Source organism: Shimia sp. SK013 (assembly GCF_001292625.1).
Lineage (GTDB): Bacteria > Pseudomonadota > Alphaproteobacteria > Rhodobacterales > Rhodobacteraceae > Shimia.
The window spans coordinates 15,400-41,689 of sequence record NZ_LAJH01000021.1; the positions used below are offsets into that span (position 1 = coordinate 15,400).

Genomic DNA, 26,290 nt, shown 5'->3' on the forward strand with positions numbered 1-26,290 from the left:
CACATGCGGACCGTATGACCCCTGCCAGGGTTTAAGACTGCCACATTCGCCACAGGGGGGACGACCGTCGGACAAACCGACGGCGCCCAACAGGAATGAGGTACAGGTATGGCAGATCCCAATTTTACCGAGATCAAATATCGCGGCGCGGGCTCGCAGGACTTTATCGAGATCGCCGTTGACGCCGGAATGGACGTCTCCGGCATTCAGGTTGTGATTTATCACGCCAACGGCAATGTGCGCTCGACCAATGGTATCGGCACTTATGACGACACCATGTTTGGTCTGGATGTTTATTCACTTGATGCTGCCGTACACAAGAACGGCGCGGTGGCGCTTGTGGTGGATGGTGTGGTTGTCAGCTTTGTCTCTTTTGACAATAGCGTGACACCCAGTTCCGGCCCCGCTGCGGGAATGACGTCCACCCAGATCGGCTCCACCGGCAACAGCCAAAATCAATCCGTGCAACTTGATCAAAACGGCAATTGGGTCACTGGTCCACTGAACGAAGGCACAATCCCGTGCTTTTTAGCTGGCACCAAGATCGCCACGCGACGTGGTGAAGTTTCGGTCGAGGATCTGCGCCCTGGTGATCACGTCATGGTGCGCGATGGCGGCTTTGCGCCGATCCGCTGGATTGGTAGCTACACCACAGAAGCGCGCGGTCCGGCTTTTGAGAAAGCGGCTCCGATCAAGATACCGCGCGGCGCGATGGGCAAAGGACAGCCCAGCCGCGACCTTTATGTGTCCCCAAATCATCGGATCTGGATGCGCGACGCCAGCTTTGAAATGTTGTTTGACTCGCGCGAAGTGTTGATCCCCGCCATGCAACTGGTCGGCTGGAACGGCATCACGCAGGTGTCTTACGTGCCGAAGCCGGAGTATTTCCACTTCCTGTTTGACCAACACCAGATTGTTTTGTCAGACGGTTTGCTGACCGAAAGCTTTCATCCCGGAGAGGTCACGCTGGATCAGTTCCAACACGAAGCGCGGGACGAGCTGTTGCGCATGTTCCCCGACCTGATGCAGGTGGCGACCGGCGGTAAAACCGCGCGGCGCTGTTTGAAGTCGTATGAGGCGCCATTGGCGCTGGAGGCGAAATCAGTCGCCTGACGGGTGTTCGGCGTAAAAGCGCAAAAGGTAAGTGGCCAGACTTTTGTCCTCTTCTTCGACGAAGGGCTCGCCTGTGTCCAAACATGTCTTGATCCGGTCGATCCGAAACACGCGAAAATCCTGTCGCGTCTCGCACCATCCCGTCATGGTCCACGCACGGCCCCAGTATTCCATTTGCAAAGGTCTGATCCGGCGGCGCGTGCGGCTGCCATTTAGGGCCAGATACTCGATCGCCAGCACCAGTTGTTCACGAATTGCGCGCCGGATGACTGGCATCAGCTCAAAACTTGCCTCCACGTCCGGCGCCGCAAAGATTTCTTTGCCAAAGCCGTCCAGCGCACCAAACATCGGGTTGGGCATGGCCTGATCGATTTTGGTCAGAACGCGATTGGCGGCGTCTTGCAGCTCTGTATCCGCAGCTTGGCGCACCAGCGCTGCGCCCAGATGCAGCGCTTCAAGTTCCACCTGCGACAACGCCATTGGCGGCATAAACACCGGTGCGCGCAGGATGTAGCCGACCCCGCGCTCGCCCTCGACGGGGATGCCGCTGGCCACCAGCGTGTCCATGTCACGATAAATTGTGCGGACTGCCACCTCCATGTGCTCTGCCAGATCCGCCGCGCGGTGCAACCGCCCGTCGCGCAGGATCTGGATCAGGTCAAAAAGGCGGTCGGTCCGACGCATGTCAGGAGGTGCTTCCTTGGACAGTGTAATGGGTCATGCTCATGGAACTTTCGTCCAGAACGGCCACAAGGTCGAGCAGTTCGGGATATTTCTGCGGATCAAAGGCGTCTGCCACCGCCATTGCACTGGCCATAGTCTCCCACTCGACTTCATCGATCCATTCGCCATCGGCAGTGACAGCAATGCGCCGCGCTACATAGCCGGATTGTGCCTCGGCAAAAGGCATGGATTTTTGCCAAGCGGCCAATGCGGCTTCGGGCGTGACACCCTTTTTGACGCGGTAACGAACAATTTCCAATACAGACATGAACTCTCTCCTTTTTGAGGTGCTGATGCCGGCTGTCTGACACAGGCCAACTGACACGGTCTGTCAGTTGCGTGGCCCTGCACGTGTATTATTTGCAAAATGCCCTATATGGTGTATCTGCATCGCTTGATTTCCCAGATGAGTCCGGACCCATGAGCACCAGCGCGCCAATCACGCAGGACGTGATGACCATTCCCCGCAAGCTGCCTGAAGGCGGCAAGATCAACCTTGTCGGGTTGACCCGTGACCAGCTGCGCGAGGTTTTGATCGCCAATGGCACGAAGGAAAAGCAGGCCAAAATGCGGGTCGGGCAGATCTGGCAGTGGATTTATCAATGGGGCGTGCGTGACTTTCACGAAATGACCAACCTGTCCAAAGCGTATCGCGCCGAACTGGACGAGATCTTTGAAATCGCAATTCCCGAGGTGATCACCAAACAGGTTTCCGAGGATGGCACACGCAAATATCTGGTGCGCATTGCCGGCGGTCACGAGGTCGAAGTGGTCTATATCCCCGAAGAAGACCGCGGCACGCTGTGTATTTCGTCGCAAGTTGGCTGCACGCTGACCTGCTCGTTCTGCCACACGGGCACGCAGAAGTTGGTGCGTAACCTGACATCTGCCGAAATCATCGGTCAGGTGATGATGGCGCGCGATGATTTGAACGAATGGCCGACCCCCGGCACCCGCACCACCGAGGACAGCCCGCGTTTGTTGTCTAATATCGTGCTGATGGGCATGGGCGAGCCGCTTTATAATTTTGACAACGTGCGCGATGCGATGAAAATCGCGCTGGATCCTGAAGGCATCCAGCTGTCACGTCGCCGTATCACCCTATCGACTTCTGGTGTGGTGCCGGAAATCGCTCGCACGGCGCAGGAAATCGGTTGTTTGCTGGCGATTTCGTTCCACGCCACCACCGACGATGTGCGCGATACACTGGTGCCGATCAACAAGCGATGGAACATCGAGGCGCTGCTGCAATCGCTGGCGGATTACCCCAAAGTGTCCAACTCGGAGCGCATCACCTTTGAGTATGTGATGCTGCAAGGCGTGAACGACAGCAAAGAAGACGCGCACCGATTGGTTGATCACATCAAACGGTTCAACATTCCGGCCAAAATTAACCTGATCCCGTTCAACGAATGGCCCGGCGCGCCGTACAAACGCAGCTCTAATAACCGCATTCACGCCTTTGCCGACATCATTCATGCGGCGGGCTATTCCAGCCCGATCCGCAAGCCGCGCGGCGAAGACATTATGGCGGCGTGTGGTCAGCTCAAATCCGCAACCGAACGTGCACGCAAGTCGCGCAAACAGATCGAAGCCGAAGCGGGCGTCAGCAACGGCTGAAACGGGTGATTTTTTGACCGAACCAGATTAAGCTGGTCGCAAGTTTCCTTAGAAAGGTGCGATTATGCCCAAATTTGTTTTGTCCGCCGCCGCGCATTTGCTGGCCAATTTTATCGGTCTTTTGATCGCCAACCTTTTGTTGCCCGGATTTTCCATTGGTCCCGTTGCGATGTTGATCGTGACCGTCGTGTTTACGGTGGTGTCGATGATCCTGTTGCCGCTGATCCGTAAACTGTCCGAGAAAAAGATGCCGGAATTGTTGGGCGGGCTGTCCTTGATTGTCACCTTTGTGGGGCTGCTTGTCACCGAGCTTTTGGTCAGCGACTTTACAATTGGCGGGATCTCCAACCTGCTGGCGGCCACATTGATTGTTTGGCTGGGCGCACTAATCGCGGGGGTTTTGGTGCCGAAATACCTGTTTCCATCTCTGAAAGTGCCAAAATCGTAAACAATGACGGTGTTTGCCTAAAACTTTCCCCAATTGAGGACCAATTGCGCCCCGATCAACAGTCAGTTTCCTAATTGTCAACAAACAGAGAGGACTGACACATGGCACATGCAGATATCGGCGGCGCAATGATCGACGCGCCCGTTCTGGACATTCTGACCCGCGAAAAATCCAACTCGCTGAGCAACCGCGAGTGGCGTTTCCGCCTTAAGGGCTACGGTTATGCGATCAAAGATGTAGCGGGCGCACAGATTGTGACCAAGCTGCCCCAAGGTGTTGAGCTTGGTGTTTTGCCAGCCAACTTCCACTGAGACGGCGCCGCGCAAACACGCCGCACCAACGCAAGCGCTGCGCCCCGGACACATGCCGGGACGCCAAAGCTCATCTCAACGCCCGGGAAGTGACCCGCGACGGGAGTAATCCTGCCAACCGTTGAGAATACTGACCGCCTCTTCGGCGGTTTCTACAAACTGGAACAGGTCGAGGTCATCGGCCGAAATGGTGCCCGCATCCGCGAGCGCCTCCCAGTTGATAATTTTCTCCCAAAACGCCCGACCAAACAGCAGGAACGGCACGCGGTCCATGCGCCCCGTCTGAATTAGCGTCAGGGTTTCAAACATTTCGTCCAGCGTGCCAAAGCCACCGGGGAAGACGGAGATCGCGCTGGCGCGCATCAGGAAATGCATCTTGCGGATCGCAAAATAGTGAAAGTTGAAACACAGCTCGGGCGTCACGTATTCGTTTGGCGCCTGTTCGTGGGGCAGCACGATATTAAGCCCGATGGACCGCCCGCCAGCCTCGACGGCGCCGCGATTTCCGGCCTCCATCACGCCTGGCCCGCCGCCCGTTACAATCACGTTTTTGCGCCCGTCCGAGGCCGCCGTCACAATCTGTGCAAATTTGCGGGCTTCTTCATAGTACTTGGACAGGTCGGCCAGTGTTTTTGTGCGTGCGGTGTCTTTCTTGGCGGGCTCGGGAATACGTGCGCCGCCGAACAGCACAACGGTGCTTTCGATGCCGTGTTCGTCCAGCGCCAATTCCGGTTTAAGCAATTCAAGCTGCAACCGCACCGGACGCAATTCTGGCCGACACATGAAATCTTCGTCCGCAAAAGCCAGCCGATAAGACGGCGCGCGGGTTTGCGGTGTGTCTGGCACCTGCTCCGCGGCCTCCCGATCTGAGCGGGCATAAGGCAGCGGATGGGAACGGTTTTCAGTCATAAAAGAAGTCCTCGTTAGCGCGGTTTGTCGACAGCTAGCGCGTTCTTTGACCGCTGACCAGTGACAGCGCTGTGACCAGAGTGCCGCGTGCAAAACAGCACATGTCGCTTTGCAAGGTGACGCGGGCGGACGAAGCGGGTAAGAAGCCTGCGACTTTCCCCTGACCGGAGACACAAAGACAATGTCCAACGCCCAACTGGAAACCGCCATCGAAGCCGCATGGGATGCGCGCGATACCATCTCGCCCGCCACCACAGGCGAAACCCGTGAAGCCATCGAAGACACGCTGAACGCGCTGGACAGCGGCAGCTTGCGCGTGGCTGAAAAGCAGGAAAGCGGCGATTGGCACGTGAACCAGTGGGCCAAAAAAGCGGTGTTGCTTGGTTTCCGTATCAAAGACATGGAAATCCAAACCGGCGGCCCACAAGGCGGCGGCTGGTGGGACAAGGTCGACAGCAAGTTCCTCGGCTGGGGTGAAAACCAGTGGAAAGCCGCAGGCTTCCGCGCCGTCCCGAACTGTATTGTGCGCAAATCCGCCTTTATCGCCCCCGGCGTTGTTTTGATGCCGTCTTTTGTGAACCTCGGCGCTTATGTCGACGAAGGCACCATGGTTGATACATGGGCCACTGTTGGGTCTTGTGCGCAGATCGGCAAAAACGTGCACCTGTCCGGTGGCGTTGGCATCGGCGGCGTCCTGGAACCCATGCAGGCAGGCCCGACCATCATCGAGGACAACTGCTTTATCGGCGCGCGTTCTGAGGTGGTCGAAGGCTGCATCGTGCGTGAAGGGGCTGTGCTTGGCATGGGTGTTTACATCGGCCAGTCGACAAAAATCGTGGACCGCGAAACCGGCGAAGTGATGTACGGCGAAGTGCCGCCTTACTCGGTGGTTGTGTCGGGCTCCATGCCCTCCAAAAACGGTGTCAGCCTGTATTGCGCTGTGATCGTCAAGCGTGTGGATGCAAAAACCCGCTCCAAAACTGGCATCAACGAGCTGCTGCGGGACTGATCAGTTTCGGTAGTTGGCACCAAACCAGCGCTTTAGCAGCGCTTCATAGGTGCCATCTTCACGCAGTTTCAGCAAAGCCTGATTGATTTCTTCGCGCATCGCGCTGTCAGCCGGCAGCGCGATGCCGTAGTTTTCTGGTTTATAAACACGTTCGATCACCCGCGCCTTGGATTTGGAATTGGTGCTGACGTGATAGGCCAGAATAGGCCCGTCAAACACCACCGAATCGATTGTGCCGGCGTCAAAGTCCGCCAGCATTTGCTGCGGTGAAATATACCCGGTGAACCGGATGTCGCGTTGGTTCAGGAAGGTGGCACTGGTGGATCCGACCACCGTTCCAACGTCGCGCCCGTCCAGATCATTGATGCTGTCCACGCTTTCTTGCAGCGCTTCGACGGTCACAGCAGCGGTGATTGTTGCGACAAAAACCGACACCACGAACAGGCTGGCGACCACGAGTATCACAGCAAAAAACCGCCCCGGTTTTGTCTGAGGGACGCGTTCTTCAAAGCCACCATTGACCACTAGGTTGAGCGCCCACCAGAACGACGGGAACAGCGCGTCTTTGGCAGGGCGGTCAAAATATGGCTGGTGATTGCGTTCAAACAGCCACATCAGCATGCCTCCACCAAACAAAAGGCCCAAAGCGATCAAGATAGCAGTGCCAATCTCACGTGTCAGAAGGCCACCAACGCGACCCAATGTGCTGCCTTCTTTTGGCATCAGGATCTGAATGCCGCTTTCAAAAATCGGCTGGCTGAAATCCATTTCTACCTCACGCGCGGCGGTGATCGAGATATTGGCTATCGCCCCATCCACGGCGTTGGTTTTCACAGCGTCCAACATCGCACTGAAACTTTCAGCCGGGACAAAGGTGACCTGCATGCCAAGATCATCTGCGATGGCGCGCATCAAATCGATGCTGAACCCTTCGGGGGCACCGCTGTCAGTTTCAAGCATCGCAAATGGGGGTCGGTCCACCGTCGCAAAGACCAACCTGTCACCAACTTGTGCAGCGGCGCTGTTTGCCACCGAAAGGATTGTCATGATCGCCAGAGCGACCGCTGCAAAGAGTTTCATGGCAAAGTTGGTCCCGAGTTCAGCATCCATTAGCCCCCGGGCAAGAAATCGGTCAACTGAGATGGTCGGATTACCCTAGGGAAACCAGTCGAATACACCAAGAAATGTCCAGAAAGTATCAGGAAAACCACGTTTAGGCGGCTTGCATCAAAGCTTTGGCTTCTTGGGCGCGCAAGGAAACGCGTGCAACCGGTCCGTATCCGTACCCCATGAACTTGTCGGTGTTGGGCATATGCGAAAGGATCTCTTGCTGGGTTGCCGGATCAAAGGAGTCCAGCGTTTCGTGACTGGGATGGTAGCTTTCGCAGTCCAATCCGTTTGCGCGCACGATCTCATGCCGGTCAAACAATAGATGCACGTAAGTCACGGGCAATCCATCGTTGCGAACGCGGACCGAGGTGTTGTTCACCAGATCACCTGCTTTGATCAACACTTCACTTTCTCCAAACAGCGTTGCCGCCGTGTCCGATTGCACCAGAACCCGGTGGTTGCGCGAGAACGCGATGGCGTCGTGGTTGCCCAATGCGCCTGCCGAAATTTCAACCGGTGCGTCTTCACCCATTGCCAGTCGGCTGGACCGCCCGATCCAGCGCAGGGCCTGGTACCCGTTGTCGCGGGTCAGCACGTCGTCTCCGCGTGACAGATCCTCGATCGCAACAAGCCCGGACCGCGTCACAATTAGGGATCCTGCCACAAAGCAAGGGACGGATGTGGCAGACGTGGTTGTGCCAACCTCGTTTCGGGCCAAAGACGGCACGTGTGTTTTGGTCAACTTCATTCCGCTCACGACCGAGCAGGTTCGCGAAATATCGCCGCGTGAGTCCGTCATAGTGCCCCCGTTTTGGCAAAGAAAACTCGCAGTAAATTTATAGTGCTGCAGCACTGTTGATCTTTGGCCCCCCGGCCATTTGGTTTGGCAAAGCCGCCAAAGTGACAGCGCGTGCTGTTTTTGGGCGGCAGGCGGGCTTTGGTCTGTTCTCCAAAGTGCCCGTCAGGCGTTACCAAGTGATGAGCAACGCGGGTCAGAGTGTCTAAACTTGTCCCTAATTTCCGCCTGCATCGGGGCTGTCAGTTGACGTTGTCCTGCATGTCAGGCTAAGGGCTGATCCCATGAGCACATCCAAATCCGCCCCCAAAAAGAAATCGCGCCAGCAGGTTTTCACCCTTCTGGTACAGGTTGGCCGTAAGGAAGACGACGGTTTGCCCGATCGTGCCACCGGTGGCGCGCTGATGATCTATGCCAGTGGCGTGGACGAGGCCGAAGCCGTGCGCGAAACCGTTGCGATCCTTAAGCAGGCCGACCTCAATCCTCTGGATGTGACAGGCTACGGCACAGTAGAGGAGCGCGAGGCGCAGGGTCATGAGATCGACACCGACGAGCGCACGCTGATGCAACGGGCTTTGGATGAGAACTCGGTTGTGGTGGCGCAGCTAACGCCTTTTTACCACGGCGAGGAAAGTGACGGCGACGCCGAACCGCAACACTAAATTATGCGGCACGCTGGGCAGCCAGAGTTAGCGCCTCAAATTCCCGCAGAACCGGATAAGCCGTGCGGGAATGCTCCGGCAGGGTAGAGCGGGTGAATTGACCCAGCAAACTGGCCCGCAGCACGTCCTGACGGCGCCGGATACGGCCAAGATCCAGACTTTCCAAATAGGTTCCGGACACCAAAAGCGCATCGTGATCGGGCAGGATCAGCTGGCAATAGGTCACCAACGGCTCTGTCTTGATCGGTTTGGCGGCCGAGCCATGCAGCAAGTGCCCGGCAGGCACCAGTACAAATTCCGACCCAAAGGTGTATTCGACCCGTGAGCCGCCGATCACCAAGCGTTGCGTCGGCCCCACCACTATCGGCTCTTGCAGCCCAAAGAATGGTGCCCTCAGCCGGATCGGCGTGAATTGTCCTGCCGCAGGCACCGTGCGTTTGATCGCGTTGAGCACAGGCGCGGAGTCGCCTTGTGCCGTGTGAACCAGATCGCCGCGTCGGAGACTGCCGGCGGGCACATAGCCATTGGACGTCATAACCGGCGTGTCCAAAGTCATCGTCGGGGCAGGCCCGATTGGTTCCACCCGATCGCTCAGCGCAGCGTAGATCACGTCTGGCGACAACACGCGCGACAGACCGTCATGTACAAATTCGCACATATCCTCGGGGCAAAGCGCAATCGGATTGACCAGTTCTTTGACTTCGACGCGGAAGGTGCCGGGGCGTTCCACGGACAGGCGCCCGCGAAACTGTGCCAAATCCCAGCTATAGGTGATGCGGATCACGTCTGCCCGTCCGCCGGTGTCCAGATTGATCGCGGTATGAAAGGTCTCTGTGCCAGAATTCAACACCAGCACCACACCACCGCCAGGCACCGCCTGCAGCGACAAACGCACGCCGTTGCGGGTTTGCGGCGCATATCCCATCAACATTTGTGGCTTGTCATAGGGCGAGACGCGAGTTTCCACCACGAGGCTTCCCGTGGGCATCGGTGCGCGCAGATCCACCAGATCCTTGCCCTGTTTCTGCCCATACCGCGCCAACCCGTCCAACCGGAACAGGGTGCGTGTTTTGTCGATCAAGGCCAGCCAGCTCATGTCCTGCTCCTCAACTCGCCATCGCCCAATTGGCCATTGCGGCCACTTCAAACGTCTTCAATCCGGGACGCGCCATCTGTCCGTATCCGGTGCCGTCATTGTCGGTAAGTTCGGGAAACAGCGCACAGAGTTCTGCGACGATCTCCGGATCAAAACTCGCCGAGGTCTGCGGTCCCGGCAGGTAGCTTTCCGTGGCCAACTTTTCGGAGAACACAATCTGATGGTCGTCAAACAACAGGTGATGATATTCCACAGTGCCGCCATCAAGTTGACGGATGGTTTTGCCATTCACCAGATCGCGCGCCTTGATCAGCACCTCTTCTTCGCCAAACAACAATTCCGACCACGCGCCGCCGACCATGACGCGATGCAAGGGGGACAAAGTCACGGCGCGGTGGTCGCCAAAGGTGCCTTCGTCAATCAGGATCGGGGCAAATTTGCCGCGCGCTTCGACGGTGCGGCTGCCATGCCAGCGCACTGGCTGCGGTCCGTTGTCCAACGTTTCTACAAGGTCATCAACTGCGATATGCTCAACGGGCACCTCGCCGAACGGCGTCTGAATGAAGGTTCCGGCGGCAAAACACGGCGCCTGCGTGATCGTGATAAATCCGGTATCTGTTGAACCGGTCGAACTTTCGACCAAATAGGTCAGGTTGACAGTTTCTTCGTCGCCGTCGCCAACAAAGGTAACCGTGCCGTCCGCGTTCAGCGTGATGATCTGTCCGGACCCGAGCATTATCGGCACGCCAACCGCAACCGGTTGCCCCGCGATGTGCGTGATGGTCAGAGTGCCGCCGGTGGTGTTGATGTCGTTGCCCAGCAAATCCACCATGGTGGTGCCGTTCAGCGCGACATTCACCGTGTCGGTTTCGGCAACCAGCGCGGTCTGCACCGAATCCGCGCCGATCAACAACGAGCTGTCATAGCTGCTGTCTGACACGTCGGCGATGATGAACTGAATGGTGTTGATAACGCCCGCGTTGACCGGAATGGTCAACGTCATCGTCAGGGTAAACCCATCCATTTCGGTGTTGTAGGCGCCACCGGTGTTGTCGATGAACAGGCTTTCGTTTTCGGCACCGTTGATGTTGCCGGGATCCACTTCGCCATTTCCGATCGCCAGAGGTACAAACTCTCCGTTGATCTGGACGGCCACAAAATCCTGATAGATCGAGTTGACGTATTCCGGGTATTCCTCTGACGCGAATACGAACTGCATCGTCATCGTGTCGCCCGTGGGAATAAACTGCACCTCCAGAATGGCGCCGTCAAAGGTGTTGGCACCGGCCAACCCGTTCAGCGTGGAATTGTTGTCAATTCCGTTCATGTTGGAGGACTGGTTGGTGTCTTGGTTTGGGTTGCCGTTTCGGTTGGTGAAATTGCGCACGTTGCCTGTGGACAGGATCACTCCGCTGTCGCCGGGAGTCACACCCGGAGAGACCGAGCCGCCATTGGTGTAAACACCGGACGCATTGCCGTCGCCGGTATAGGTTGCGCCGACGACTTGAACGCCGTCCCCAAAGATGGTTTCCGCCATCTCCTCCGCGTCTGCACCGCGATCCACTGGTAGTCTTGGCATACCGCCTGCCTTTGATCTCTGCCTCTGTGCCAAAGCAGAACCAAACAGCGCGCGCACCTCCACTGTTGCGGTGCGACTCCTAACCATCACGCGTCATTTTTGACGTCTTTGATGAGGGCCCCTTGGGGCAAAACTGCTGGTGACCTGCCTCGGTCAATTGTTATTGAAACCAATTAACAGCAAATTTTCTCTTGTGTTAAGGGGGTTGCACTGTTTTCCGGTGCGATGCCCACGGATTTGTGGCTTTCCGGTCCTGCCGCCCTATGCGAAACCAGAGACACACCGCTGCAATCACGCCACGAGGACACCATGACCGCCACAGACGCCGCACAGTTGACCGCCGACCTGATCCGCTGCCCCTCAGTGACGCCGACCGAAGGCGGCGCGCTGGTTTTGCTGGAAAAACAGCTTTCCGCCGCCGGATTTGACTGCGCCCGCGTGGACCGTGGCGAAGTTTCCAATCTTTTTGCCCGCTGGGGCGACAAAGGCCACGCCAAGACGTTTGGTTTTAACGGTCATACTGATGTTGTGCCTGTTGGCGACGAAGCCGCGTGGACAGCGGACCCGTTTGGTGCCGAAATCCGCGACGGCATTATGTTTGGCCGCGGCGCCACAGACATGAAATCCGGCGTTGCTGCTTTCGCGGCAGCCGCCATTGATTTTGTCTCTAACACACCGCCAAAGGGGGCAATTATCCTCACCATCACCGGTGATGAGGAGGGCGACGCCGTGGACGGAACCACTGCACTCCTTGAATACTTGGACACAGAAAACGAACAGATGTCCGTTTGCCTCGTAGGCGAACCAACGTGCCCCAATGAGATGGGCGAAATGATGAAAATCGGTCGCCGAGGCTCGCTCACGGCCTATTTCACCTTCGCTGGCATCCAAGGTCACTCGGCTTACCCGCACCGGGCCAAAAATCCGTTGCCGGCCATGGCGCGCCTGATGGATCGCCTGTCCAGCCACACACTGGATGCCGGCACTGACCACTTTGACGCCTCCACGCTGGCCGTTGTGACCATGGACACCGGCAATCCGGCCACCAATGTGATCCCCGCGGAATGCCGCGCTACGGTCAACATCCGTTTCAACGACGTGCACTCTGGCGCGTCGCTCACGGATTGGATGCAAGGGCTTGTTGATGAGGTTGCCGCCGACAGTGGCGTCGAGATCGGTATGACCGTGAAAATCTCTGGCGAAAGCTTTATCACGCCCCCGGGGCCGCTCTCCGATCTGGTCGCCGCCGCCGTGCAAGCTGAAACAGGCCGCACGCCGGAACTCTCGACCTCCGGTGGCACGTCCGACGCGCGCTTTGTCAAAAACCACTGTCCGGTGGTGGAATTTGGGTTGGTCGGCAAGACAATGCACAAGGTTGATGAAAACGTGCCGGTTGATCAGATCCATCAACTCAAAGACATCTATACTCGTATCCTGGCAGATTATTTCGCATGACATGGGCAATTGAAGTCGTCACCGACTACACGCCATGCGAAGAGTTGCGCCGCATTGTTTTCCAAGGTGAACAAGGTGTCAGCGATGAGGACGAATGGGATGGGTTGGATGATCAGGCGGTGCACCTTCTGGCCACGATTGAGGGCCGTCCGGTTGGATCGGCCCGCCTGCTGACCAAAGGCGGAACCGGCAAAATTTCCCGCGTTTGCGTGCTCAAGGACGTGCGCGGTTCCGGTCTTGGTGCCGCGCTGATCAAGGCTTCTGTGGCGCATTTTGAGGCGCAATCAAACGTCGCCCGCTGCATGTTGGGCGCGCAATGCCACGCCATCGGATTTTACGAGGCGCTGGGCTTTATCGCTTATGGGCCGGTCTATGACGACGCCGGCATCGACCATCGCGACATGGAACGCACCCTGTGAGACACCAACACTTGGTGATCATGGTCAAGGAACCGCGCGCTGGGCGCGTAAAAACCCGCCTCGGACGTGACATCGGCCTGACCACCGCTGCGTGGTGGTTTCGACATCAGTCCGCGTCCCTGATCCGCCGCCTGCGCGACCCCCGTTGGCAGATCACACTCGCGGTTGCCCCTGACGTCGAAGGTCTCATATCGCGCGTATGGCCTCGTGATGTGCCGCGCGTGCCACAAGGCCCAGGCGATCTCGGTGATCGAATGGGTCGGATCATGCGTCATATGCCGCCGGGGCCGGTCTGCATTATCGGCGCCGATATTCCCGACATCACGCGCGCGCATGTACACACCGCTTTTCGCAGCCTTGGCGCTCACGACGCCTCTTTTGGCCCCGCCACCGATGGGGGTTACTGGCTGGTGGGTCTCAAACGCATTTCCCCACCCCCACCGACGCTTTTTCAGAACGTGCGCTGGTCCACCGAGCACGCACTGGCCGACACCCGTGCCTCCTTGCCAAACCACCTCATCGCCACCGTCGCAACGCTTTCCGATGTGGATACCGCCAAAGACCTCCCGCCCCTTCGGGTTGGGCCCGGCTCAGCCCTGACGGCCTGAGCCTCGCGAATCTCTTCCTTTTGCGAAAAATATCCCGGGGATGAATTGGGCTGAAAGCCCAAGAAGGGGCAGCGCCCCTTGACGCGATAAGGATGAGGATCATGCGGAGCCACGCTAAGGTTGAAGACGCACGCACTGCTGTCCGGCGATACTCATCGATGCGATACGCGCGCACCAGACGAAGAAGCATGTAAACAGTGGCGTGCTGGTCGGGAGCGGGGTCACGTTTTATCAGGTCGCATTTGTCATCTGCCGAGAGGATCAGGTGATACAATGCAATGCCGACAGCACCTGGACGGTCCGAAAATGTCGCGGCTTTTTGCTGCGGAAAGCCGACATTAACCGCGAGCTCATTTTGGGTCCGGCTTGCGCATGCAACCTGACATCGCGATGTGACCATGATTTTCTCAAACAAAGCGCGCATCAGTTATGCCAAGCCCTGTTGGTCAATTTCTTGCGCAGTGACAGACCGGCAATATCCTGTTTTCAATAGATAAATTTCTCAGATCGCGGGTGCTTCCTCGTGCATTATGTTTTTTATGGAAAAAAAACATTTGACCGAATCGTGTTGTGTTTTTAATAGATAGAAAAACAAAGCCTTCTGAAAATGCTTTGTAGATAGGACCAATAGATGGCCAGCCAAGTCGGCGACAAAACCATTCTGCGCGCCCGCGGCGTTAGCAAGCACTACGGCGGAGTCGTTGCACTCGAAGCCGTAGACCTTGACCTGCGCGAGGGGGAGGTGCTGGCGGTCGTTGGAGACAACGGCGCCGGAAAATCGACCTTGATCAAAGCCCTAACCGGCGCGATTCCCAAAACCTCCGGCACCATAGAAATGGACGGCCACGAGGTGCAGATCAATTCGCCAACTGATGCAAAAGCCGCTGGCATTGAAACAGTCTATCAGGATTTGGCGCTGGTCAACGAGCTGTCCATTACCAAGAACATGTTTCTCGGGCGAGAAATTGTCCGAAATGACATTTTGGGGCGTCTTTTTGGCGCCCTCGACTTCGGCAAAATGGACGCCGAAATCCGCACGTTGTTTCAAAAACTCGATATTCGCATCGCGGATATTTATCGCGAGGCTGAAGCGTTTTCAGGTGGTCAGCGGCAGGCAGTGGCCCTGGCCAAAACCGTAATGTTTGGGAAACGAATCGCCATTCTGGACGAACCAACCGCCGCACTTGGCGTGCGGGAAAGCAAAATGGCGATGGATCTAGTGTGCTCGCTGAAAGACCACGGCCTGTCCGTAATCATGATCACGCATAACATGCAGCATGTCATGAAGTATTGCGACCGTGTCATGGTTTTGCGCCTTGGACGACTGGCGGCTGTGCGCGACGTAAAAGATGTGGATGGAGATACGCTTGTCGGTTTGATCACTGGCGCATCCGAAGACAAGGCCGCTTGAGATGACAGATATGATCCAAAACTCTTCGACCCAGATTTCGACACCCTCCGCCGACGGTTCCAGTTTTGCAGTCTTGAAACATCAGTTCTTGCAGATTTGGCAAGTTTTGGCGGCGCTTGTTCTGATCTACTTGGTGTTCTTCGTCCTATCTGAACCCTTCAGAAGTCTCGACACTCTTCTATCCATTTTTGGCCAAGCGTCCATTCTTGCCATCCTCGCGTGCGGTACCACAGTTGTGCTTATCTCCGGTGGCCTTGATCTTTCTGTGGGCTCAATTTTTGCGGTTGTTGGTGTAATCGTGGGTATTGCTTTGGCCGAATACCAATTGCCGGTGACAATCGCGGTTCTCATTGGCCTCCTGGCAGGGGCCGCAATGGGCGCGCTCAACGGCACCATTCAGGTGTTCACCAAAGTGCCGGCCTTCATTGTCACCTTGGGTGGCCTGACGGCCTATAAGGGTATCGCCGAGATCCTTGCAAGCGGACGGGATCTATCGCGCTTTCCCGAGAGTTTTCAAATGTTGGGATCGGGTTATCTGGTGCCGATGCTCATTATGTTTGGTGTGGCGCTTTTGACGGGTGTGTTCCTGACAAAAACACGGTTGGGCAATCATGCTTTTGCCATTGGCGGCAACGAAGAAGTTGCGCGGTTGTCGGGTGTAAATGTCCGCACAAGCAGGATCTATTACTACATGTTTGGCGGCGTGCTCGCGGCAACTGCGGCCATCCTGGAGGTTTCCAAACTGAACTTTGCAATGCCGGCGCGTGGGCAAAGTTATGAGTTGTTTGCAATCGCCGCTGTGGTGATTGGCGGCACAAGCTTGTTTGGAGGCCGTGGCGGGGTTGGGAAAACTCTAATCGGAATGTTGATCATGCAAACGATCATCGTGGGGCTGTCCTATCTTGGTGTCGGAACTTCGGTTCAGCGTATTGCAATCGGTCTCATCATTATTCTCGCGGTCTATTGGGACGTCTGGCGCCGCCCAAGCCGCTAACACAAAGAAAATCAGCAAATTCTGACAGGTGCGGAGGAGCGCCCGCAGGAAAAGACCGCCCAAATCTCGGGCACTCATAGAAATAAAAGGGAGGAAGACCAATGAAGATCAACACGTTGAAAGGGATGGTGGCATCCGTTGCGGTATCCGCATTGATGGCAGGGGCCGCGTTCGCAGACGATCTGCGCATCGCCTACACCGGCTATTCGACCGATAATACATTTTGGATTGGCGTGGCGAAATCTGCCGCGGCTCAGGCTGAGGAAATGGGTGTTGAACTTATTGACCTGACGGCCTCGTCTGCGGACGCTGCCGCGCAGAAAGATGCGGTAGATCGCGCGATAAACATGGGCGTTGATGGCATCATTATTGGGTCTGTGGACAACCGCGCCTTTGATGCCTCGCTGGATAACGCCAAGCGCAAAGGTATTCCCGTTGTTGCCGTGGACACGGGCATCGATCACCAGCATGTCGCCAGCCTGGTTCAGACTGACAACCTTGCGGCGGCTTCGATTGCCGGCAGCTATATTGTCGACAAACTGGACAGCGGATCGGTCCTGATCCTTGGAGGATCAGCAGGTCACCAGACCGGCAATGCGCGTCGCGACGGTGTCAAAAACGCTGCAGAGGCCGCGGGTCACGAAGTGATTTTCCAGATCTGCGATTGGCAAGATGCCTGCGCCTATGAAACCACCGTCAACTTCTTGCAGTCCAACCCGGATATCAAAGCTATTTTCTCGGCTTGGGATCCAGGTGCTCTTGCCGCTGTTTCCGCGGCCACCGAGCTTGGCAAAATTGATGATTTGGTCATCGTTGGCTTTGACGGAAATCCCGCAAACCTTGTGTCCATCGAGGCGGGTGAGCAAGCCGCGACGATCAAGCAGGACAACACGCGCATGGGGGCCGAGGCGGTGAATAATCTCATCGGACTGATCAAAGGTGAAGAGGTTCCGAGTTTCACTCCGATCGATGGCATCTTGATCACCGCCGATAACGTCGGCGACTTCAAATAAGCTGTTTCAATTTGGCCGCCTGCCGACGGCAGGCGGCTGTTTTCAAACCAACCCGAAAGACTCCTAAACCCATGCAAGCATTGGCTATCACCTCCATTGGCGAAACTGCCTTCACCACGGTGGAAACGCCAGAATTGGGCCCGCAGGACGTCCTCTTGAAGGTCGGGTGTGTCGGTTTGTGTGGCAGCGACCTCAATACATTTCGCGGCTTGAACCCACTGGTCACGCTGCCGCGCATTCCTGGCCACGAAATCGGTGGCACAATTGTGCAAACGGGCTGCGATGTGCCAACAGAGTACGCATCCGGTGCCAAGGCCATTGTGATCCCCTATACCGCTTGCAAGAGCTGTTCTGCCTGTCGCGCTGGTCGACCAAATGCTTGTCAATTCAACGAAACTCTAGGCGTGCAACGCGACGGTGGGATGGCGTCTCAACTGATCGTGCCTTATGACCGCCTGATCCTGAACGACCAACTCTCTTTGCGTGAGCAAGCGTTGGTTGAACCGCTGTCGGTTGGGTTTCATGCAGTGATGCGCGGCGCGATCACCCAACACGACACTGTGGTCATCCTCGGCGCAGGTATGATTGGAATTGGTGCGGTTGTTGGTGCACTGGCACGCGGCGCTCGTGTGATAGCCGTTGAAATCAGCGATGCAAAACAGGGAACTCTGCGCAGTCTGGGCGTGCACGAGGTCATCAATCCATCAACAGAATCCCTGCCTGCTCGGGTGGCCGCGCTCACCGATGGGCATGGCGCGGATGTCGTCATCGAGGCGGTCGGGCTGCCTGAAACCTTTCGCAGCGCTGTGGATCTGGCCTGCTTTGGGGGGCGGGTGGTCTATGTCGGTTACGCAAAATCCGAGGTCAGTTACAACACGTCACTTTTCAACCTCAAAGAGCTCGACATCATGGGATCACGAAATGCGACACGCAGCGATTTCGAGGCGGTCATTGACCATCTTCAAGCCCAGCCTGGATTGGCCCAAAAACTGATTTCACGTGTCTTTTCTTGGCGAGAGGCTGCGCAGGCCTTCCCGTTCTGGGAAGCCAACAGACAAGACATCTTTAAGGTAATGATCGACATGCAAGGTAACAGCCATGACTGACGCAACTCGTCTCACAGAGCAATACGGCTTGAACGGGCAAACCGCTTTGGTGACCGGCGGTGGCACAGGATTGGGCAAAGCCATCGCAACAAGCCTCGTTCAAAGCGGTGCCAAGGTGGTAATTGCAGGTCGACGCGAAGAAGTGCTGCAGGCGGCTTGTGCTGAAATCGGCATGGGTACGCGCTATCAGGTGCTGGATTTGACGGACACTGCGGCTATTCCCGCCGCCGCAGCGCAATTGCGCGCTGATCACGGTCCATTTGAAATTCTTGTGAACAACGCGGGCAACACCATAAAAAAACTGTTCATGCAGTCAGATCTCGGCGATTTTGACAGCGTGTTCGATGTGCACGTACGCGGTGCTTTGGAATTGAGTCGCGCCGTGATGGGCGACATGTTGAACGCGGGAACCAAAGGGTCTGTGCTCTTCATTTCCTCGATGACGGCCTACATCGGGCAGCCCAATGTTTCCGGCTACACAATCTCCAAAACCGCGATCAACGGAGTGATCCGCGCCCTGTCCGCAGAATTTGCGCAAAGTGGTATTCGTGTGAACGGAGTCGCGCCAGGTTGGATCGACACGGATGTCTTCCGCACCGCCACCAAAGGCGATCCCGAGCGTAAGGCAAAGATTATGGGGCGTATTCCCATGGGCACCCTAGGCGATCCGGAAGACATCGGATGGGCCTGTGCCTTTCTTTGCGCACGAGCCGCGAAATACGTCACCGGGCAGGTGCTGCTTGTAGACGGTGGCGGGGCAACTGGGTTTTGAGGGGCAAAAAAATGACCGACAAAGAACTGTTTTCAATAATGAAAGAGAAGCTGTTCACTGCGGTGATCGGCGATGTCCTTGACGTGTTGGGGTATCGCAGGCAGTTTTTGCCGCAATCCATTAAGCCGCTTGTATGTGGCACCAAGATCGCAGGGCGCGCAATGACGGTTCTGGAGGCGGATTACCTCGAGGGTAAGGGGCAAGGCCCACTCGCGGAGAAACCGTTTGGCCTCATGTTTGAAGCCTTGGATGATCTAAAAGAAGACGAAATCTATATCGCTTCGGGTGCATCTTTTGAATTCGCACTTTGGGGAGGCTTAATGTCCACCCGTGCGCTACATCTCAAGGCTGCGGGTGCAATTTTGGACGGGTTTGTTCGCGATTCCGATGAAATTAAGCGCCTTGGTTTCCCGACATTCTCGCGGGGCACTTTTGCGCAAGATCAGGGAGTACGCGGCAAGGTTCTTGATTATCGAGTGCCAATTTCCGTTGAGGGCGTCGATGTGCAAACCGGCGATTTAATCTTTGCGGACGACGAGGGCGTGCTGATCATTCCGCAAGAGATTGAGAGACAAGCTATCGAAGATGCGCTGATCAAAGTCAGAACTGAAAACGACGTCGCCAACGCCATAAAGGGCGGCATGTCGACACAAGACGCCTTTGCAACCTTTGGCGTGATGTAGGACAGTCATCTAAGCCTTAAAAACAAACTGAGCCATCTTATGTCACGTGACAATTCAACTTATAAAGACAGCCTCAACCGCAGCCTGGATTTTGTTGCGGCATTGCCGATCGAGGGCACGTTACCGTCCGAAGTTGAATTGACACAGCGCCTCGGCATCAGCCGCACCACAGTCCGTGCCGTGCTGACTCAATTGAATGAAAGCGGTATCATTCAATGGTCTGGGCGCACCAAAACAGTGCTGCGCAAACCGGTTCCGTCAGACTATTTTGCGCAGGAAGAAACGCTGTCGACCAGCGCGCGTGTTGAAACCTTGTTTATGGAGTTCATCCTTGGTGGTGATCTCAAGCCGGGGACCATTTTACACGAGAGCGAAATGGTGCGGGAGTTTGGTGCAAGCACCTCGGTGCTCCGTGAATGCCTGATTAAGTTTTCCCGTTTTGGGCTGATCGAAAAAGAACCCAACCGTCATTGGGTACTACGTGGCTTTACACAAGATTTTGCCATCGAATTGTTTGATGTGCGCGAGATGTTTGAGCTGCGTGCCTTCCAGTCCCTTGTGAATGCGGGGCCGGATGCCACCACGTTCACCCAGCTGATCGCCCTTGATAAGGCACATGAGAAAATCATTCGCAATATCGACGCCGAATATCTGAATTTTCCACGTCTTGATGAGCAATTTCACCGTATTTTGCTCGACGGCCTCAGCAACAGATTTATCGACGACTTTTTTGAATTGGTCTCTGTGATTTTTCACTACCATTATCGGTGGAACAAAAAGGATGAACACGAGCGAAACCTAGTGGCCGCCCAGCAGCACCTAGCAGTGATACGTGCATTGGCCGCTGGCGACAAAGACGGAGCCATCGACCTCTTTCAAACGCACTTGAATGCCGCTCGTTCAACGCTTCTTGGCAGCGTGACATGGGACCATGAAACATGACTGAACACCCAAAGAACGATCCTCGTATTTTGGTGTTGGCCGACGGCGACAATGTCGCTGTCTTGAAAGCAACAATCGAGGCTGGTGAGCGCATTAACCTGAGTGGGCAACGCGTAGTTGTCTCGCAAACACTGGGTCTCGGCCACAAACTTGCTGTGAAGCATATCCCTGTGGGGCAGGACATTGTGAAATATGGTTTCCCGATTGGTTTTGCAGAGACCGACATCCCATTGGGTGCGCATGTCCATGTCCATAACCTGACCAGCCAATACACCCAAGTCGAGGTGATGGAGTAGATGATGACCGCAATGATGGCTTGGCCGCGCCAAGACGGCCGCAAAGGCATTCGCAACGTCGTGCTGGTCGCATATCTGGTGGAATGTGCGCACCATGTCTGCAAGCAGATTGCCCGACCTTTTCCGGATAGTGATGTGCAAGTCGTCGGCTTTTCTGGTTGTTTTCCTTCAGACTACGGCCAAGACATGATGGAGGCCCTGTGCACGCACCCCAATGTCGGCGCAGTTCAGCTCGTGTCGCTTGGGTGCGAAAATTTCAAAAAGATCCAATTGGCGGAGGCGATCCGTGCCTCCGGTCGCCCTGTGGATATCATCACCATTCAAGACGTGGGGGGGACGGCCGCGGCTGTTAAGGCTGGGCGAAACTGGGTGAAGCAAGCCCATGCCGAAATTATGGCGACGCCAAAGGTCGAAATGGAAGTGTCGGAGTTGGTGATTGGCACCATTTGCGGCGGCTCAGATGCAACATCTGGCATCACAGGCAATCCGGCAGCGGGCGTGGCCTTCGACATGTTGGTGCAAGAGGGCGCGACCTGCATTTTCGAAGAAACGGGTGAATTGATCGGCTGTGAACACGTGATGGCGGAGCGTGCCGCCGATGAGGCGCTGCGCCCTGCGATCATCGCTTCTGTGGACAAAGCGGCCAAATATTACGCAGCGATGGGATACGGGTCTTTCTCCAACGGCAATGCCACAGGTGGATTGACGACGATCGAGGAGAAATCACTCGGGGCCTATGCCAAGTCGGGTCAAAGCAAAATTTCGGGTATTCTTCGGCCCGCCCAAACAGCACCGGCAGGCGGGCTATATCTTTTGGACGTCGTACCGGATGGGGCGCCCAAGTATGGCTATCCAAACATCAACGATAATGCTGAAATCATTGAACTGATTTCTTGTGGCGCACACGCGGTGATCTTTGTCACAGGGCGAGGGTCGGTGGTGGGGTCGGCTATTTCTCCGGTCCTCAAAGTTTGCGCCAATCCCGAAACATATGACCGCATGCCTGGGGACATGGACGTAAACGCCGGGCGGGTTTTGGATGGTGGCACGACATTGAACGATGTCGGGGCAGAGATTGTGGAAAAATTGGTGGCGCTTGGTCAGGGTCAGAAAACCGCATCCGAAGACCTAGGACACGTCGAATTCGTCCTAACATACAAAACCTCGGCTCCTACGGAGCCCGGATGTCATCCCAACTAAGGCAACCTTATGCTCAATGATACGCACCGGCTGGCTCTAGGCACAGCGGCGCTCTCTGGCCTTTACCGACCAGTCAGCCAATCTGCCGTTCAAGATGTACTCACCACCGCCTGGGATAACGGCATACGGTTTTTTGACACCGCGCCGCACTATGGAAACGGGGCATCAGAAAGTCTGCTTGGGGATTTCTTGCGGGACCGAGACGGCTGGATTCTTTCCACCAAAGTTGGGCGCTTGCTTACACCGGACAGCCATCCGCCTAAGGTCATCAATGGCTTTCACAATGCCTGGCCATTCAAGCAACATTTCGATTTCACCTACGACGGTATTATGCGGTCGGTTGAGGACAGCTTTCAGCGGCTTGGATTGAACCGTATCGATATCCTGTTTGTGCATGACATCGGCGACCCTGACGCTGGCACCGACACCAAACATCATCGGTCCCAGTTGTTGGAATCCGGGGTGAAAGCGCTGGAAGAGCTCAAAGCTGACGGCATCGTGAAGGCCGTTGGACTTGGCGTCAATACAGTGGAAATCTGTGAGGAACTGGTTGGGCAATTTGCGATGGACCTGATCTTATTGGCAGGACGCTACACCCTGCTAGATCAATCGGCACAACATCGCCTGTTTCCACTCTTGCGCCAGCATGACGTGCGCCTTGTGATCGGCGGGGTCTTTAACTCAGGGATTTTGGCAACTGGTCCCCGCCCCGGTGCGCATTACAACTATGCGCCTGCCCCCACCGAGGTTTTGGAAAAGGTGGCCAACCTCGAAGCCGTGTGCGCACAGCACGATACCGCCCTGCCTGCGGCCGCAATCCAGTATCCGGATCAGCATCCGCTTGTGGCGTCTACTTTGATTGGCACCACCCAAGCGACGTCCCTCAAGCGCAACATTACTCAATTCAATGCGCCAGCACCTGCCGCTTTGTGGAAAGATCTCCAGACCCGTGGCATGATTGTGACAGACCAGTGATCATCGATGCACATCAGCATTTTTGGAAGCTCGCACGGGGCGATTACCCCTGGCCAAACGAAACCGTCGCCGACATCTTCTACGATTTTGAACCAGCGGATTTGGCCCCGCTTCTTTGCGCAGCTGGCGTTGATCACACGGTGTTGGTGCAAGCTACGGATACGGTGGCTGAGACCGAGTTTCTTTTGCAGATTGCGAATAATGTGGAGTGGGTGGCTGGTGTCGTCGGATGGACCGATCTCGAAGCGATTGACGCAATAGACGTCATTGATAGGCTCCACCAGCATCCCGCGCTAAAGGGGCTGCGTCCGATGCTGCAGAACATCGCGGACACAGATTGGATTTTGCAGGACACTGTTGCCCCAGCTTTGTCTCACATGGCCGATTTGGGCCTTTGTTTTGATGCACTTATCCAACCACGGCACCTCGAAGCCATCGAACAAATCGCAAAACGGCATCCAACCTTGGCGATCGTGATAGATCACATTGCCAAACCGAAGATGGGCGGCGCGCAGGCACCAGACAACGTTTGGGTGGACGGTATGGCCCGACTGGCCGATCTGCCAAATGTGCACTGCAAGCTCTCCGGACTGGTCACCGAGATTGGTCCAACCTGGAAAATGGCCGATCTGGCACCTTTTGCCGGGTATGTGCTGCAGACTTTTGGTCCGGACAGGGTGCTTTTTGGTAGCGATTGGCCGGTGGTAAACCTTGCCAGTTCCTACACAGGTTGGCGCGAGAGTGTTGACACGATTTTGGCCGACTTTTCGCCAGAAGACCGCACCAAGATTATGGGCCGAAACGCGGCGGCCTTCTATGGCCTTTGTGGCCACGACAAAAAGGCAAGCCAATGGTAGAGCGTATGGGGATGGTGATCGGTATCACTCCTGAAAACATCACAGAATACAAACGTCTTCACGCTGAGGTTTGGCCAGATGTTCTGGCGCAGTTAAAGCAGTCCAACATCACCAATTACTCGATTTTTCTCCGCGAACCGGAAAACCTGATGTTTAGTTACTGGGAGTATACCGGCACAGACTTTGAAGCGGATATGGCTGCCATTGCTGAGCACAAGGTTATGCAGAAATGGTGGGACGTCTGCGGCCCGATGCAGCGTCCGCTGGACACTCGCGAAGACGGCGAATGGTGGGCCGGAATGGAGCAGGTATTCTATTTGCCGTAAACCACATCACTCAATCGGCCAATTGATCAGCGCAGGATGCCAACACCAAAGTGATTTGGGAGATGGCACTCGGCATTCTCGGCAGCCAAATGCGCAACGTTTGTCACCTTTTTTTATGGGCAATTGCCGGAAAACCTAGCGACTATTCCAACCGGGCGGATGACGGCGTTTTTACCGGAAGCCGTTCGTTAGATGATCGGATTGAGACGCGGATAGGCCCTGTGCACGGAGGTTTCAAAAATGTCTTGTTCATGGTTTTCCACGGCGTCCTGCACGATGGTCAACCAAGCGTCATAACTGGATGCCAGATTCAGCACTGGCCAGTCGGAGCCATAAACGACACGGGCCGGTGTGAATTCCCGCAGAATTTGCGCGATGTATGGCAAGAGGTCCTTTGTTTGCCACTCTGGACTTGCCTCGGTTGTCAGGCCCGACAGCTTGCAAAATGACTGGCTTGTTTTCGCAATCTGGGTCATGTTTTCGGCCCAAGTTTCAAAATGGCCGTCGCGTATCTCGGGTTTGGCGCCGTGATCAATTACCACCCGCAAGGTCGGATACCTGCCCAGGAATGTGAGCAGATGCCCCAAATGATGTGGCATCACCAGTGCGTCAAAGGTCAGGTTATGCGCCACCATAGCCGCCAGCGCCGGGCGCAGATTGTCTTTGAGCATCCAGGCATCATCCTCGATGTTCTGGATCATAGGGCGGAAGCCGACAAGCTTGGGGTGCCGCGCCATCTGTTCAATTTTTGCAGGTGCATCTGGCGCCTCCAGATCGGTCCAGCCAACGACGCCCAAGATCCAGTCGTGCGTATCGGCGAGGGACAGGAGGTATTCGGTCTCGGCCTCGGTATCCGCCGCCTGCACAGCGATGGTTCCATCGATGCCCGCAGCCTTAAGAAGCGGTTTTAAGTCTTTCGGCTCAAAGTCTCGATAGAGTGGTTCCAACTCTGGCGTCAGCCAGCTGTAGTCGCCGCGCGCGAGCTTCCAGAAATGCTGATGTGCGTCGATTTTCATGTGCGTGTCCCCGGTAAGTTTCCAGATGTACGATCTGCTAGGCCCGCGTTGCGGTTTCCGGAAGTTTGCCTCCGTAAATTTGCGTCAGTTGCTGCGCCAAGGCACCGTACATCTCGACCGTCTCGTCGAGGCTCGGTACTTCAAGGTCGTCAACCCGTTCCAGAAACGGACATGACAGGGCAGCGGCGGCATGGCCGGAGGGGCCAAATATCGGAAAGGCGATATTGGTCACTCCGATCGTGGTTGCGGAGGGCATTTTCTCGTATCCAATTGTACGAATGCGCAGGATATGGCCATCAAAATCCGCCCGATCCAACTCGGGTTCCCCAACGGCCCGTCGGTGTTGGGAAATCAGATCTTCAACGTCTTCGTCAGATCGAAACGCGGCCAAAACCCGTCCCGTTCCGGTGTTCCAGAGGCCCACAACGGTGCCGGTTTTGAGTGCGAGCCCCCAGTTTCCAGGCGACTCCGCCGATGCCACGATGACCACGTCGCCATTGCTTTCCATGCCCATATGGCAGGACTGCCAGGCTTTTCGTGTGATCGCGCGCATAAGCGGCAAGGCGGTTTCGATCACCCGCCCAATTGGTGGGTGGCGCTGGCTGATCGAAAACATTTTGAGGCTTAGTGAGTAGCGGTCGCCAGACAGGGAGCGGATCACGTATCCGCGCCGTACAAGCGTAGATAGCATACGGTAGATCTCGCTTGGCGAGCGTTCCAGCGCCTTTGCGAGTTCGCCCTGAGTCAATCCTTCGCCGTGACTGGCAAGGAGCTCGATGATGTCCAAGCCTTTTTCCAGCGCTGGCGCGCGGTACTTGTCGTCTTTTTCAGCCATACCATA

General features: G+C 56.1%; 30 protein-coding genes. 21 read left to right on the forward strand and 9 right to left on the reverse strand.

Going from position 1 to position 26,290, the window contains the following annotated elements:
• The first annotated feature begins 108 nt into the window (after nucleotides 1–108).
• Nucleotides 109–1,113 (forward strand): Hint domain-containing protein, encoded by a 1,005-nt coding sequence (locus tag SHIM_RS15965; protein ID WP_054003683.1) that lies wholly within the window; start codon nucleotides 109–111, stop codon nucleotides 1,111–1,113.
• On the opposite strand, the gene SHIM_RS15970 is transcribed toward SHIM_RS15965, so the two are convergent.
• Nucleotides 1,102–1,797, reverse strand: a complete 696-nt coding sequence (locus SHIM_RS15970) for a helix-turn-helix transcriptional regulator (RefSeq protein WP_054003684.1) — start codon at nucleotides 1,795–1,797, stop codon at nucleotides 1,102–1,104. The two genes, SHIM_RS15965 and SHIM_RS15970, sit on opposite strands and share 12 nt — an antisense overlap.
• Before the next feature lies 1 nt (nucleotide 1,798).
• A complete protein-coding gene (locus SHIM_RS15975; RefSeq protein WP_054003685.1) occupies nucleotides 1,799–2,104 on the reverse strand; it encodes a hypothetical protein in 306 nt (101 codons plus the stop codon).
• 152 nt (nucleotides 2,105–2,256) lie between these two features.
• Between SHIM_RS15975 and rlmN the strand changes: the two genes are divergently transcribed.
• From rlmN to SHIM_RS15990, 3 genes are all read left to right on the forward strand, one after another.
• Nucleotides 2,257–3,456: a 23S rRNA (adenine(2503)-C(2))-methyltransferase RlmN gene (rlmN, locus tag SHIM_RS15980; protein ID WP_054003686.1), complete on the forward strand. Its 1,200-nt coding sequence runs from the start codon at nucleotides 2,257–2,259 to the stop codon at nucleotides 3,454–3,456.
• Between the two features lie 64 nt (nucleotides 3,457–3,520).
• The gene (locus tag SHIM_RS15985) at nucleotides 3,521–3,904 is read left to right on the forward strand and encodes a phage holin family protein (RefSeq protein WP_054003687.1); all 384 of its coding nucleotides are present in this window, start codon (nucleotides 3,521–3,523) and stop codon (nucleotides 3,902–3,904) included.
• Nucleotides 3,905–4,005: 101 nt separating this feature from the next.
• Nucleotides 4,006–4,215: a hypothetical protein gene (locus SHIM_RS15990; protein WP_054003688.1), complete on the forward strand. Its 210-nt coding sequence runs from the start codon at nucleotides 4,006–4,008 to the stop codon at nucleotides 4,213–4,215.
• A gap of 75 nt (nucleotides 4,216–4,290) precedes the next feature.
• On the opposite strand, the gene SHIM_RS15995 is transcribed toward SHIM_RS15990, so the two are convergent.
• Complete coding sequence (locus tag SHIM_RS15995; RefSeq protein ID WP_054003689.1) at nucleotides 4,291–5,124, reverse strand: LOG family protein; 834 nt, start codon at nucleotides 5,122–5,124, stop codon at nucleotides 4,291–4,293.
• 181 nt (nucleotides 5,125–5,305) lie between these two features.
• Between SHIM_RS15995 and dapD the strand changes: the two genes are divergently transcribed.
• Nucleotides 5,306–6,133 carry a 2,3,4,5-tetrahydropyridine-2,6-dicarboxylate N-succinyltransferase gene (gene dapD / locus SHIM_RS16000; protein WP_054003690.1) on the forward strand — a complete coding sequence of 276 codons (828 nt, stop codon included), beginning with the start codon at nucleotides 5,306–5,308 and terminating at the stop codon, nucleotides 6,131–6,133.
• Here the strand turns inward: dapD and SHIM_RS16005 are convergent, their stop codons facing one another.
• Nucleotides 6,134–7,243 (reverse strand): transporter substrate-binding domain-containing protein, encoded by a 1,110-nt coding sequence (locus SHIM_RS16005; RefSeq protein ID WP_241488900.1) that lies wholly within the window; start codon nucleotides 7,241–7,243, stop codon nucleotides 6,134–6,136.
• Nucleotides 7,244–7,346: 103 nt separating this feature from the next.
• Nucleotides 7,347–8,042 carry a Hint domain-containing protein gene (locus SHIM_RS16010; protein WP_082358429.1) on the reverse strand — a complete coding sequence of 232 codons (696 nt, stop codon included), beginning with the start codon at nucleotides 8,040–8,042 and terminating at the stop codon, nucleotides 7,347–7,349.
• Nucleotides 8,043–8,323: 281 nt separating this feature from the next.
• Between SHIM_RS16010 and SHIM_RS16015 the strand changes: the two genes are divergently transcribed.
• Nucleotides 8,324–8,701, forward strand: a complete 378-nt coding sequence (locus tag SHIM_RS16015; protein WP_054003692.1) for a hypothetical protein — start codon at nucleotides 8,324–8,326, stop codon at nucleotides 8,699–8,701.
• A 1-nt stretch (nucleotide 8,702) separates the two neighbouring features.
• On the opposite strand, the gene SHIM_RS16020 is transcribed toward SHIM_RS16015, so the two are convergent.
• Entirely contained in the window at nucleotides 8,703–9,797 is a 1,095-nt protein-coding gene (locus SHIM_RS16020) for a Hint domain-containing protein (protein ID WP_054003693.1), read from the reverse strand.
• A gap of 10 nt (nucleotides 9,798–9,807) precedes the next feature.
• Complete coding sequence (locus SHIM_RS16025) at nucleotides 9,808–11,376, reverse strand: choice-of-anchor L domain-containing protein (RefSeq protein WP_054003694.1); 1,569 nt, start codon at nucleotides 11,374–11,376, stop codon at nucleotides 9,808–9,810.
• Nucleotides 11,377–11,685: 309 nt separating this feature from the next.
• Between SHIM_RS16025 and dapE the strand changes: the two genes are divergently transcribed.
• From dapE to SHIM_RS16100, 15 genes are all read left to right on the forward strand, one after another.
• Nucleotides 11,686–12,831: a succinyl-diaminopimelate desuccinylase gene (dapE, locus tag SHIM_RS16030; RefSeq protein WP_054003953.1), complete on the forward strand. Its 1,146-nt coding sequence runs from the start codon at nucleotides 11,686–11,688 to the stop codon at nucleotides 12,829–12,831.
• The gene (locus SHIM_RS16035; protein ID WP_054003695.1) at nucleotides 12,828–13,250 is read left to right on the forward strand and encodes a GNAT family N-acetyltransferase; all 423 of its coding nucleotides are present in this window, start codon (nucleotides 12,828–12,830) and stop codon (nucleotides 13,248–13,250) included. The genes dapE and SHIM_RS16035 overlap by 4 nt, the downstream gene beginning before the upstream one ends.
• Nucleotides 13,251–13,270: 20 nt before the next feature.
• Nucleotides 13,271–13,858, forward strand: a complete 588-nt coding sequence (locus SHIM_RS16040; protein WP_054003696.1) for a TIGR04282 family arsenosugar biosynthesis glycosyltransferase — start codon at nucleotides 13,271–13,273, stop codon at nucleotides 13,856–13,858.
• Nucleotides 13,859–14,489: 631 nt separating this feature from the next.
• Nucleotides 14,490–15,269, forward strand: coding sequence for an ATP-binding cassette domain-containing protein (locus tag SHIM_RS16045; protein ID WP_054003697.1), 780 nt, complete (start codon nucleotides 14,490–14,492; stop codon nucleotides 15,267–15,269).
• 1 nt (nucleotide 15,270) lies between these two features.
• Entirely contained in the window at nucleotides 15,271–16,263 is a 993-nt protein-coding gene (locus SHIM_RS16050; RefSeq protein WP_054003698.1) for an ABC transporter permease, read from the forward strand.
• 101 nt (nucleotides 16,264–16,364) lie between these two features.
• Nucleotides 16,365–17,276 (forward strand): sugar ABC transporter substrate-binding protein, encoded by a 912-nt coding sequence (locus SHIM_RS16055; protein ID WP_054003699.1) that lies wholly within the window; start codon nucleotides 16,365–16,367, stop codon nucleotides 17,274–17,276.
• 71 nt (nucleotides 17,277–17,347) lie between these two features.
• Nucleotides 17,348–18,382, forward strand: coding sequence for a zinc-binding alcohol dehydrogenase family protein (locus SHIM_RS16060; protein WP_054003700.1), 1,035 nt, complete (start codon nucleotides 17,348–17,350; stop codon nucleotides 18,380–18,382).
• A complete protein-coding gene (locus tag SHIM_RS16065) occupies nucleotides 18,375–19,154 on the forward strand; it encodes an SDR family NAD(P)-dependent oxidoreductase (RefSeq protein WP_054003701.1) in 780 nt (259 codons plus the stop codon). Before SHIM_RS16060 ends, SHIM_RS16065 begins: the two co-directional genes overlap by 8 nt.
• A gap of 11 nt (nucleotides 19,155–19,165) precedes the next feature.
• On the forward strand, nucleotides 19,166–19,837 hold the full coding sequence (locus SHIM_RS16070) for an RraA family protein (RefSeq protein WP_054003702.1): 672 nt from the start codon (nucleotides 19,166–19,168) through the stop codon (nucleotides 19,835–19,837).
• 39 nt (nucleotides 19,838–19,876) lie between these two features.
• Complete coding sequence (locus SHIM_RS16075) at nucleotides 19,877–20,779, forward strand: GntR family transcriptional regulator (protein ID WP_054003703.1); 903 nt, start codon at nucleotides 19,877–19,879, stop codon at nucleotides 20,777–20,779.
• Nucleotides 20,776–21,075, forward strand: a complete 300-nt coding sequence (locus SHIM_RS16080; RefSeq protein ID WP_054003704.1) for a UxaA family hydrolase — start codon at nucleotides 20,776–20,778, stop codon at nucleotides 21,073–21,075. Before SHIM_RS16075 ends, SHIM_RS16080 begins: the two co-directional genes overlap by 4 nt.
• 3 nt (nucleotides 21,076–21,078) lie before the next feature.
• On the forward strand, nucleotides 21,079–22,275 hold the full coding sequence (locus SHIM_RS16085) for a UxaA family hydrolase (protein WP_206541371.1): 1,197 nt from the start codon (nucleotides 21,079–21,081) through the stop codon (nucleotides 22,273–22,275).
• A gap of 9 nt (nucleotides 22,276–22,284) precedes the next feature.
• Entirely contained in the window at nucleotides 22,285–23,250 is a 966-nt protein-coding gene (locus tag SHIM_RS16090) for an aldo/keto reductase (protein WP_054003706.1), read from the forward strand.
• Entirely contained in the window at nucleotides 23,247–24,107 is an 861-nt protein-coding gene (locus tag SHIM_RS16095) for an amidohydrolase family protein (protein ID WP_054003707.1), read from the forward strand. The genes SHIM_RS16090 and SHIM_RS16095 overlap by 4 nt, the downstream gene beginning before the upstream one ends.
• Nucleotides 24,101–24,433, forward strand: a complete 333-nt coding sequence (locus SHIM_RS16100) for an L-rhamnose mutarotase (RefSeq protein WP_054003708.1) — start codon at nucleotides 24,101–24,103, stop codon at nucleotides 24,431–24,433. The genes SHIM_RS16095 and SHIM_RS16100 overlap by 7 nt, the downstream gene beginning before the upstream one ends.
• Before the next feature lie 188 nt (nucleotides 24,434–24,621).
• Here the strand turns inward: SHIM_RS16100 and SHIM_RS16105 are convergent, their stop codons facing one another.
• Complete coding sequence (locus SHIM_RS16105; RefSeq protein WP_054003709.1) at nucleotides 24,622–25,449, reverse strand: amidohydrolase family protein; 828 nt, start codon at nucleotides 25,447–25,449, stop codon at nucleotides 24,622–24,624.
• 37 nt (nucleotides 25,450–25,486) lie between these two features.
• Entirely contained in the window at nucleotides 25,487–26,284 is a 798-nt protein-coding gene (locus SHIM_RS16110; RefSeq protein WP_054003710.1) for an IclR family transcriptional regulator, read from the reverse strand.
• Nucleotides 26,285–26,290: the final 6 nt, after the last annotated feature.